Genomic DNA, 12,208 nt, shown 5'->3' with positions numbered 1-12,208 from the left:
CATTACTTCATCCATTCTACGAACTTTGCGATACCCTCTTGAATCGGTACTTGAGGCTTGTATCCAAGCTTTTCCGCTGATTTATGAAGATCAGCCCACGTACGAGGAACATCCCCTACTTGCGGCTCCTTCCACTCAATATTGGCCTCCATACGTACCGCATTCTCAATTGTTCGAACGAGGTCAATCAGCTGCGTTGGACGGTCATTGCCTAAATTAAACACTTCATACCCTTTTGTCTCATATTCAATTGCCGCACGTATTCCAACAACAATGTCCGATACGAATGTATAGTCTCGGCTGGTCGTTCCGTCACCGAACAATGGAATGGGTTGCCCGTTCATGATACGCTCTGTAAATTTACGAATCGCCAGATCCGGTCGCTGTCTTGGACCATATACCGTGAAAAATCGCAGCGCAACGATTGGCAACTTATAGCAGTTGTTGAAGCTCATGCATAATGATTCACCCGCTGCCTTAGTTGCACCATAAGGAGATGCTGTAAGCAGAGTTGGATCTGATTCAGAGAAAGGAACTTTGCTGTTCAGACCGTATACAGAACTGGAGGAACCAAAGACGAACTTCTTCACACCGTGCTTTCTCGATGCATCCAGAAGCACGCTAGTCCCCTCAATATTTGTCTTCACATACGCAATAGGATCTTCTACAGACGGTCTAACACCAGCCTTGGCGGCTAAATGCACCACTGCCTCTGGCTGTACCTCAGCAAATATCTCCAGAACCCGTGCCGTATCGCAAATATTAGCTTCATACAGTTTATATAGGGGATGCTCCTGATGCGCTTGAATATTTTGTTCCTTCAATTCCCTGCTGTAAAACGGATCAAAATTGTCAATGACCGTAACTCGGCAGCCATCCGCTAATAAGGAATCAACTAAATGGCTACCAATAAATCCTGCACCGCCTGTAACCAAAACATTTTTATACATATATTAATAAGCTCCCTTTCTCTTAAGAACGGCAAAGATCGTCTTAAATAAAATCTTCAAATCCAAAGCGATGGATTGGTTATACACATAATATAATTCGATATCCACTCTCTCTGGGTAACCAGTTTCACTTCTCCCGCTAACTTGCCAATACCCAGTTACGCCAGGCTTCACAGATAAGAAGTCGAACATGAGATGTTCATATTCCTGAAGTTCCTCCTCAACTACCGGTCTAGGACCCACCAAGCTCATGTCACCTTTCAACACATTGAACAGTTGAGGTAGCTCATCCAAGCTCGTTCTTCTTAAGAATGCCCCGAACTTCGTAATTCTTGGATCCTCCGACGGATCAAGTTTATAATTATTTTCTATATATTTGCGATATAATTCCGGGTTTTGTTTCAATTTATTTTCAGCATCCATGACCATAGAACGAAATTTATAAATATAAAACTTTTTACCATCCTTACCGATCCGCCATTGCTTGAAAATAGCCGGCCCAGGGGAAATGAACTTCTGAGCGCACCATATTCCTGCGAAAACTGGTAAGGTTATGATAATGAGAACAAAAGATAACACGACATCTATCGTTCTCTTCATAAAAGAATCCCAAGCAGATAATTTCGTACCAATTTGAACATATGGAAACGGATCGACTTGATCATATCCGACTTTCGTCGTCACTAAATCAAATAACTCAGGAATGATTTTAACATTAATCTTAAATCTCTTTACCGACTTCAACAGCTCATATATTGTCGCTCTTTCAGAAGGAATGGTGACAATAATCTCATCGACCTCAAATTGATCGATTACACTCTCAATATCGGCAAGCCTTCCACGTACATCATCACCAACTTTATGATCATCTACATAACCAACGACTTGATAACCTAAACTTCTAGAGCTCTCAAGCTTTTCTTGTAAACTATGACCTATTTTTCCTGCGCCGACGATAAGAACATTTTTAGTAATGACTTTTTGAGATGCTAAATAGGCAATTATACCTCTTTTCACTAACCTCAATACCCATGATGATAGAAGCAATCCGACGAAAAACAATCCGATGACTACGCGTGAATAGTTAACCGACGTTTTAAGCATAAACAGTATTCCTGCAGTTACCATAAAGGTATAGAACGAAACTCGAGTTAATTGGAAAAGCTCACCGATCCAGTTATAAGGCGACACTAGCTTGAACAGTCCTCGGCTTACCAGTTGGAACACAAACAGTGCTAAAATAAATCCCAGTAGGGTGACATAATGTCTTGAAATATCTACGTCCATGTACCAGCTGAATATCCCAGTATACATGGATATGAACATCACAATCTCTGCGATGATTAATCCTGCATTAAAAAGATTCAGCCATTTAAATTTATTTTGTTTTCTACGTGAACCGGTCTGAATACTGGTTAAACTCGCCTGGACATCCATCATCTTTGCTTGCACAACACTTCCCCCTATAACTGGCTATTGTTACAGTAAAAAAGACTCATTACAGACGGCACTATTTTTCATGTAATGAGTCGTATGATTTTTTTATAAAGCTGTATTTACACTCTTACTGCCTTTTACGGGTGCCGTGTTTACCCAATAATGTCTAATAAAGACAACAACAATACCTATCATAAATCCTAGAACTACGGAAATCACTAAATTAAGTGTCTTATTCGGTCCAACAGGTATCTCCGGTGCAATTCCTGGCGACACAAACACCGCACTAGAACCATTCAACATTCTTTCTGTTTCCAAAGTACTTAGCTTCTCATCGTTGATCTGCTGTTCTAATTCAGCAATCACTGTATTATGTTCATTGATCCGATTGGTAAGAGCATCGAACTGCTGCTGCAGCTTGGCCAAGGTAATATTGGCATTCGCTAATTTTGACTTCAACTCAGTAAATACTGGATTGACTTCTTCATCAATATATTGCATGCCACCTGCATCAACAGCGCTCATATCATTGCTCTCCTCTGCAATCGACTGCAGAAATGGCTCTTCCGTGAGTGATTTTCTAGTCACTAATATTTCAGGTACATTAGCTAGCTCTTCTTCTGTCTTCTTCACTTCACCATATGCAATGGCAATGTCGCTTTGCAGCTGCTCTTGCTGTGCCTTGTATCCTACGATCTTCTGAGAACGATCTGTAATTTCGGCCCGCATTCCTAATTCATAAGCCACTTGATTGGCTATTTTACTGATATGTTCCGGGTCAGTCCCTTTCATTGTCACATTGACAACATTCGAATTTTGAACTAATTCAACATTTAAGCTATCACGCACGGAGGCGAAGCTGTATTTCTCTGGATCTAAATTCAGTTTTTGCACAATCCGATTAATAGACACATCACTCTTAATCGTCTGAGTCAACGAATTCATGTATGATAGCTGTTGCTGCCCTTCTTCAACTACATTAAAACGGACAACAGCCTTGGCTTCATAAGTGACTGGCAGTATGAAAAAACTAATGATCAACGAAGCAACGATAGCGACTGCGGTGATAGATGCAATCAGCCACTTGCCTTTCCAGATGGTCTCTAGTAATTCCCGTAAACTGATTTCTTCCTGCATCATTTAAACCCCTTATCCATAGTCATCTTTTACTCACTACAAAACACAACATTTCCTTACAAAATCTATCAAGTTGCGCAACTCAAGTATAACTTCATTTAGAGCATGAGGCAACCCATCATTAATTGCCACCTGGATGAACGGATACCTAGAAATATGTTCGTGTAAAAAAGAATACGCAAAGAGCTGCAGCCAGCTGCTTTGCGCATTCTTAATCACGTTAATATGACTGAATTATTCCGAATAAAATTGTGTAAAGTATTTGCTGGCAACCAGTTTCTTATGGCCCTGATATTGGTCATATATATTCACTTCGAAGCCCTCAAGCTCCATTAACTTACTGAGCAAATCTCCAATATTCATGCTGGCATTGAATGTGCCATTGTTCGTTCCCACGAGCAGATCCTTCTCAAACTCGTAAGTTTGCGTATATTTGTTATCTCCATCAACCAATTCGATGATTAATTGGTGACCGTCAGGAGCGACCTCATACAGTCGATCTTTCGTTAATTCATAGTTGAAGTCAATACGTACGCCAGAACTGTGTACTACAATTTTAGCACTGTTTACATTAAAGGTGTATGGGTATACCTCGATGTTCGTGAAATCCTTCTTCGGATTAATGCCCGTCTCATAAGGGAGCTCCAACACACCAGCTTGCATATAGCCTTGTGCCTCTTCTCCGCCAATAAGCTGGCCAACCACCAATTCAAGACCTTCTGTCGTATAACTGTATGGCACGACCGTCCAGAAGGAGATTAATGCTTTACCGCCTGCACTAATACTTTGTTCCACTTTGGATTGAGACAATTTAAAGTATTGATCGTCTTCCGTTTTCAAGTATCCTACAAGCTCGGCAAGTTCGGTTTGGCGCTTCTCGGCGTTTTCCACTTCCACTTCAAGCTCCAATATTTTTGTGGATGAAGCGGTATAAGTTTTTAACTTACGAACCTTAATGTTAGCCTGCTTGCCAACTGCGTCGATGGTGAAGGACTCATCTGCACTTACAGTTGGTAAATCAAAATTCGTTGAAGCATGAGCAAAAGTCGCCAAATCCAGCGCATCTTCTTCCGTCAGCTTCTCTTTCACATCCAATTCGATCGTACTATATTGATACGTATAAGGAACTTTCGTATAGACGATATAATTGGCCGCCTTTCCAACCGGTATGCCTAACATCTGATCAAGCAGCATCCATTCTGTACCGTTCGCATCAAGTGCCACTCCGTCTAGATTGAACTGCCCTGTCAAATCGGGCATTGGCAGTGAGACTGTATCTTTATTCTCGACTTTAATTTCAGCTGCAATAATATCCATATCATCCCAAGGGAGCTTTTGAATACTTGTTAACGTAACACCATATTTACCGTCCTCATTAGAGAACTCATAAGTCTGCCCCTTCGTATAACTATCCGAACCGCCTGTCACCGGCTTCGCCAATTTAAATACTGCTATGGTATATCCACCTTTATCTGCTGCTTCCTTGATAACAAGCTGATTCGAATCTACATTGACATCATCAGGAATGGCAGCGGCTCCTTCAATCGTTTTCGATGCTTTCGGATTGATAGATAAATCCTTTAGCGTTGAAGATGAAGGATATTTCAGCCCATCTGCAGTGGATACCTCAAATTCGTAGTTGGGTAAAGTAACAGCCACATTCCCCTTATTCGTGAAGGTCAATTCCCATTTGATTTGATGTTCGTTATTTCTTTCGAATGTGAATACATCTTCTACGACGACTTCAACATCCACATTCCCAACCTGAATCGTCTTCGCCTCATTCTCTGGAACGGTTACTTCACCAACGTTTTTCGTATTTAAGCCTAAGTATGCAGCAGGTAATTCTACCTCTCCATCCTTTTTGGCAACAACCAGACTCCATCCATCCAAACTCACTTCAGCAGGAATATTCCCAGTTAAGTTAAACTTCAATTCATCTAATGGCTGCAGCATCTTATCTTCAGGAATACCAACAGCATTTAATTGATATAACGTGTTATTCTTCGTCTTGATGTAATAAGTTAGTTCCGGAATGGTTGTTGTCTTGGTCCCCGTATTGGTAAGAGCAATCTGCAGATTAGTACTCGTGTACTGATCTCCCTGACCGAATGTCGATCTAACCACTCCTATATTTAAATTTGCACCGCTGTTCACGATGGATGCAGCTTCACCGGCTTTAGTAATATAAGTGTAGTTTGCAGGTACTGATATGGTACCTAATACCTTCTCGTAAGAAGGTTGACTGAAATCCCACTCAATAAATTTCACCATTAAATCAGTGATCTTAACATTATTGTTTACAACCGCATAATACGTATACGTTTGCGTGGACAATGAACTAATACTGTTCTTATTCTTATCAGACTCTACCAGCTTAACCATGAACGCCGTGCCGCTCTTCGTCGTCAATTTCACCCAGTAATCGATAAAGGATAGCTCTTTCTGTTCCTTATTATGTACCGTGAAGGTAAACGCTACAACTTTATTTTGATTGCTAGGGATCTCTAAAATTTGATCGAGTTCAAAATAGCTTTTGCTGTTGATCATAACTTTGCCTAATGACGTTGTTTTGGCAGCTGTTGCAGTACTTCCCGTATCTGCGGTTATCGACGTAACTGGCAGGATTAAAGCACAAATCAGTATGAAGCTTAATATCCCACTTATAACCTTTCGTCTACTTGAATGAAGCATTCCTATTCCTCCCGTAATTTGGATCATCTATAGTAATAGACGAACGCTGGAATGGAAAAGTTTCGCAGAAAATAAAAAAGCTCTATTATCAATATTTTTCACAAAAATGATCATGATAGAGACGTTTACCTATTCATATATCGTTTTTAACACACAAAAAAAAGACCGGGTATTTACCCGGTCTTTTTAGAAGCTTAAAACAAATTACTCAACAGCTACTTTGAAGCTGAATGTAGAACCGTTTTGAGCTTGAACTGCTACAGTGATTTCATCACCAGCAACAGCGGATGCGAAGGACTTAGAAGTCGTTACTGTTCTGAACTTGCTTGCGCTAGTAATTTCAACGCCGTATTGGTCAACGACTTTCACTACTGCATTTGCAAGAGTACGCTCAGTCAGACCATTGATCGTAGCTTCGGAAATTACAACTACGCCATCAGTGTCTTTCGTTGCACCGCTTCCGTCTCTCAATTCGTACTTCGTAGCAACTGGAGCAGCTTCAGTAACAGTCAACTCTACATTGTGAGTTACAAGACCGCCATCTTTAACTTTACCAGTTACAACTACAGTGTATTTCTTCTCTTTATCGATATCAGCGGCCATAGTTGACTCAGCATGGAAGTGACCAGCATTGTATACTAAACCGGTATCGATATAAGTTTGATCTGTTACAGTGTAGTAGTTTGTGTCGTCGACTGGAAGAGTAACCTTCGTGTCGTCGTTCAACAAACCTTCAACTTTCAGTTTCTTCTTGTAAGTTACGCCGCCAGTGTAAAGCGGATCTACAGAACCTACTGCATAGTCAACGATTTCATCTACAGCAACCGCTCTTACAGTGAAGTCGTAGGAGATGTTTTCAAGCAGAGTAGCGCCATCTTTCAATTGCACGTTGATTGTGGAGCTACCTTTTACTGCTGCAGTTACATTACCAGTTCCTACAGTTACGTTACCGTTGTTGGAAGTTACAACTGGAGTCAGACCGAAGTCAGCAGCAGTCTTGATTCTTCCGTATTGGTCAGAAACTTGGATGTTATCTGCATCAAATTCAGCAGTTGCACCAATAGCGATTGCTCTGTTGAAGTCTTTAGTACCATAGATACCTTCAACTTCAGCTTGTGGTTGAAGCGTTAATGTTGCAAATACTGGCTTATAAGTTGCAGTTGTAGCAGTTACTGTAATTTGAACTGCTCTTTCAAGAGCTGGTGCACTAGATGCATCTAATACCAATTTCGCTTTACCAGTCTCGTAGTCAGTTTTGAACTCGATGTTCAAACCGGAAACACCGGATGCTACAAGATTGCTCAATCCTGCTTCGATATCATCTTCGTCAGTGATTTCGTTACCGAATTGGTCAACAGCGGAGAATGCAAGTTCATTCTCTTCACCAGCGACGATCACATCAGCGCCTTCGATTGTCAAAGCTTCCAATTTAGCAGCAGGAGCTACTTCTACCGCATATTGAGAAGCACCGCCAACATGCTTATGAACGAAAGTTACGTTAGCTGTACCGTCGAAACGTACAGAAGATGTTGGGTTCGCCAATTGAAGTACGTTTCTTTGCTCTTCATCAACAGTCAATGTTGTGAAGTTACCAACATTCAAGATGGAAGGATTGTCGGAATATACTTGAAGATCATCTGCAATGTAGCTGATGTTATCAAAGTCGTTACCATATTGATCCTTCGCATTGAATACTAAGTAGTATTCGGAAAGATTAGAAGCAGAAGTCAGCTCTTTATTGTTTGCGTGGTAAACTTTTTCTACTTCGATCTTAGCTGCTCTTGCAGGAAGATCAACTTTCAATTGCTTCGTTGCGTTTTTACCAGTTCCGATGTGGGTTACGCTGAAGTATACAGTTTCACCAACATAGTAGTCATCATATGCATTCACTGTAACAGTGTTGCCAGTGCCGCCATAGGATGCTGCTTTAGTAGCATAAATTTGAAGATTTCCTCTTTGTGCTTTCGTGATATCTTCACCGTATTGGTTTTCAACCAACAATTGTGCAGTAATCACTTTGTCATTGTTGCGATCAAGAGGAGCAACGTCACCAACGATTTCAACGCTGGATACAGTCTCATCTTCAACAGTTACAGATGCGCTCAACTCTTCAGCTGCTGCACCTTTCGCTGTTACTGTGTAAGTACCTTTCACCAATTTAGCAACTAATTCGATAGTAGCTGTTTTGTTGTCTTCGGAGAAAGTAATTTCTTTAACAGAAGCGTTACCTACACCTTTTTTAACTGTGAATTCTACAGAATCCTTATCAACAGCTTTGCTGAAAGTTACTTGTAACTTCTTAGCACCAACTGCTTGAACAGCGTATTCTGGAGCTTCTGGATTTTGTACTTGATAAGTGCTGTAAGAAGAATTGATCAGGTCAGCACGAGTAGCTGGTACAGTGTAATCAGCTTGCTCTTCGATCAGACCTGCTTCGATTGCAGCTGCTACATAACCAGTAGCCCATGAAGATACATTACCGGATACTTCAGCATCTTCTTTTACTTCAAGACCAAGAATGCTAACCATGATTCTTGCGATTTGCTCGAAAGTTACTTCGCCAGCTGGTTGGAATCCGTTGCCAGTACCTTCCATGATTTTGTCTGCATTCGCAGCTTCTACTTCTTCGAACGCCCAGTTACCAACAGGAACGTCAGCGAAAGTAGCTTCAGCTGGAGGGTTGTTCAGATCCAAACCTTTCAGTAATGCAGAGATGCGTGCCATTTCGTCACGACGAATGTTGTCTTCAAGAGCTGCTTCGCCGCTAGCGCCTTTACCTTCAAATACGCCTTTTTCTTTCAGATAGTTGAATTTCTCGATTGGAGTTGTTGCATCAGCAGCAAACGCAGATCCGAATGCGGAAAACGTTAGTGCAGCTGCAAGAACCGCGGATAAACTTTTCTTCATAACCTTTCTTTCTCCTCCTCGAATTGCTTTCTGATTATGAGATTTGCTCTCATTTACATAATGTACTGGATAGCTCGATTTCCTCATTGCCCGAGTCACCCCCTTCCCAGAGTAGAGCGCCATTTATAAATAAATTAAGTCTGTAACAGGTTGAGTGTCACAGAAACTAGTAAACGGTTTAATAGAGACACAAACACCACTTTAACTATTATACAATGGTGATTATGCATCGTAAAGAGAAAACTGAAAAGTTTTTCCTATTGAAACGAGATTCTTCGACACCAATCTACTAAACTGGCAAAGATCATCGCTTCTTCGTCGAACCTTGTTTTCTTGCTTTACTCATCTTATTAAACGCATCGTTTCAAAAAAAGTTGCGGGTGTTTCAAAAAACTTTTTTTGCGAACGATTCGGACCACCCTATGATAAGTATGAATGGCTGCTCCGGGATATGTCTGAAGCCTTGAACCAGCTTGGTCTCGGCTACGTTTTTTAGTATACACGCACCCTGCTGTTTCGTCATTGTCAAAGTTTTACCAAAACAATCGCTGCAACATTGCTTTTTGCCATTCACCATGAAACGTTCATTTCTATGCTAATCCTGAGGAATCAGCCACTTCGCTGACACATAGTTACTGACGATTTCCGCACCCGCCGGGTTCACATGATTCACATCCCGAAAATGATCCGGAAACGTAAGCAGATCCTTCGGCAGCACATCAAGCACCGCACCATATTGATCGGCTAGCTCTTGCATTAGATCCAGGTACATGTTTTGTTCCTTCATATATATAGAAGAAGATTCCTTCTCGAAGTGCTCCGACCTTGGCAGCTGAACCAATACGATTTCGATTCCCCTCTGCTGCATATCAGCAAGCATTCGTTCGAACGCCTCCGTACGAACTCCCTCCAAGTCATAATTCTCAAACCAACGATCCGCCACCTCTTTAGCATATGCCGGTTCACGGTCCTTTGGAGGCGACCATTCGACCGGAGCCAATCCCCCATTGTGGATAGGGACCTCATCCCTGAGCTCCCCCTTGCGATATTTGTCCCACATCATCGTCCAGATCGTCCGCATATCATAAGACTTCAGCATCCAACCAAGCAGCAGATCGCCGTAGTTGTCTGAATTCATGACCTTCAACCGATCAGATATCCCGGCAAAATATTTAAATTTAATATCCTCTGCCGCTTCTGCATTATTAAATTGATGTTCATTGATTACAACGATGGCCTGCTTCATATTCGGCAGTTCATCTTCATACTGCTTGTATATTTGGGCAATGTCATACGCCGAGCCTCCGCTCAGGCTGAAATTATAAATGCTTCCCTCCTGCATACCGCTCGCGCTAGCCATCACATCTGGACGCAGCGCATCCATTCCTAAAGAATCGCCGAAGATCCCCACCTGAATCTGTTCTGCATTTTCCGCTTGAAAAGAAGCATCCATCTCTGCGATTTGCCCGATAAAGCCCGGTGACTTGCCATAGAATGCGAGATTGCGAAAAATAAACACTTCCGCCAAAATCAACAGCACAATAAATCCAGACAGTCCAATGCTGCTGCGAAGGAGCGTTTTTTTGCCTTTTGATTTGGTTTTACGGGAAAGTCCATCATGACCATTAGAATTGGAAGTAAATGAAGTCATACGCTTCTCCCTTCTGCAAATAAAAGATCACCAGTACGATGAGCACATATGCCGCGCTGCGTACAGGGAACGGAACATAGTGCCACAGCTTCGATGCCTTGTGCTCGTAGTGGCGGATGAAGTATTCAACGATATGCAGTAGAAACAATGCGGCCATCCAGACCAATTCCGGATGTTTCAGCAGCTCCAGCATTGGCATTTGTATCATTTTCACCGTCATATCCCAGGCCTGTCCGATACTCTGCGCACGGAAGAATACCCAAGTCCACGTAATCACATGGAAGAATACGAGTACGGCGAATACACGGTAGACTTTACTCTTCCGCAGCTGTTCCACCCATCCCAGTCGGTTCAGCTTCAGCGACCATTTATGCACAATCTGCAGCAGTCCGTGCACCCCGCCCCATACGACGAACGTCCACATCGCCCCATGCCATAGACCGGAAATGAGCATCGCTGCCAGCAAGTTAAACTGCACTCGAATCGGGCCCTTCCTGTTTCCGCCGAGTCCAATGTATATGTAATCCCTGATCCACCGGGACAATGAGATGTGCCATCTTTTCCAGAACTCCGTCGGACTGGCGCTTAAATACGGCGTGTCAAAGTTGAGAATGAGCCGAATACCGAGAATACATCCTAAGCCCATCGCCATATCGCTGTATGCCGAGAAGTCATAATAAATTTGAAAGCCGAAGCCGTAAGCGGCAATCCACGATTCGACCGAAGAAATGGCATCTCCTTTCGCAAACAATGGATTCACAATTTCTGCAATCGGATCGGCGAGCGCAATCTTCTTCAAAAGTCCAACCACAAAGAGGAACAACCCATATTTGATCTCGGACCAACGGAGCTTCTTCTGTTGAATCTCATCCAGCTGCGGAATCAGCTCATCCCCTCGCATAATCGGTCCGGCCACCAGCTGCGGGAACAAGGAAATATATACCCAAAACCGAACGAGCGATGTCGTCGGAACGATGTCCCCTCTCCGCACATCAATCAAATAAGACAACAGCTGAAACGTATAAAAGGAGATCCCGACCGGCAAAATAATGCTCGATGCCAAGCTGTCATAAATGCCAACAGATAGACCCGTGATCTCCTTAAGCGTATCCAGTAAAAATAACGTGTATTTAAAGAAAACCAGGTTGGCGATGTTAAGCAGGATACCAACCCAGAACAACCATCGGGATTTCTTCATCCCATGAACACAGAGGAATGTCGCGATCGTGACAAACAAAAATACCGCGAGCATCCCCCATCCGGAAGCCGCATAAAAAATGACGTTGCCGATCGCTAAAATCGCGATCCGTGCTTTTCGAAATAATGCATACCCGATAAAAAGCAGGGCAAAAAAGATCCAAAAATTCGGCGAATGAAAAACCATAGTACACTTCCCCCATTTTCGAGCCTATACTAGGCTGCCCGTTCAAGC

General features: G+C 42.4%; 7 protein-coding genes. All 7 read right to left on the bottom strand.

Annotation, left to right across the window (positions count from 1 at the left end; all coding sequences use genetic code 11):
• Window positions 1-2 precede the first annotated feature (2 nt).
• On the bottom strand, window positions 3-950 hold the full coding sequence (locus ACFPXP_RS03730; RefSeq protein WP_379892489.1) for a GDP-mannose 4,6-dehydratase: 948 nt from the start codon (window positions 948-950) through the stop codon (window positions 3-5).
• 3 nt (window positions 951-953) lie between these two features.
• Entirely contained in the window at window positions 954-2,264 is a 1,311-nt protein-coding gene (locus ACFPXP_RS03725) for a sugar transferase (RefSeq protein ID WP_379892529.1), read from the bottom strand.
• A gap of 228 nt (window positions 2,265-2,492) precedes the next feature.
• Entirely contained in the window at window positions 2,493-3,527 is a 1,035-nt protein-coding gene (locus tag ACFPXP_RS03720) for a GumC family protein (RefSeq protein WP_379892487.1), read from the bottom strand.
• Between the two features lie 231 nt (window positions 3,528-3,758).
• Window positions 3,759-6,218 carry a hypothetical protein gene (locus tag ACFPXP_RS03715; protein WP_379892485.1) on the bottom strand — a complete coding sequence of 820 codons (2,460 nt, stop codon included), beginning with the start codon at window positions 6,216-6,218 and terminating at the stop codon, window positions 3,759-3,761.
• A gap of 204 nt (window positions 6,219-6,422) precedes the next feature.
• Window positions 6,423-9,212 carry an S-layer homology domain-containing protein gene (locus ACFPXP_RS03710; RefSeq protein ID WP_379892482.1) on the bottom strand — a complete coding sequence of 930 codons (2,790 nt, stop codon included), beginning with the start codon at window positions 9,210-9,212 and terminating at the stop codon, window positions 6,423-6,425.
• 508 nt (window positions 9,213-9,720) lie between these two features.
• Window positions 9,721-10,776 (bottom strand): hypothetical protein, encoded by a 1,056-nt coding sequence (locus ACFPXP_RS03705; protein WP_379892480.1) that lies wholly within the window; start codon window positions 10,774-10,776, stop codon window positions 9,721-9,723.
• Window positions 10,751-12,160 (bottom strand): MBOAT family O-acyltransferase, encoded by a 1,410-nt coding sequence (locus tag ACFPXP_RS03700; protein ID WP_379892478.1) that lies wholly within the window; start codon window positions 12,158-12,160, stop codon window positions 10,751-10,753. The genes ACFPXP_RS03705 and ACFPXP_RS03700 overlap by 26 nt, the downstream gene beginning before the upstream one ends.
• Window positions 12,161-12,208: the final 48 nt, after the last annotated feature.

It is taken from the genome of Marinicrinis lubricantis, from assembly GCF_042658665.1.
Taxonomy (GTDB): Bacteria; Bacillota; Bacilli; order Paenibacillales; family KCTC-33676; genus Marinicrinis; species Marinicrinis lubricantis.
This window is presented reverse-complemented; position numbering and strand designations above follow the sequence as displayed.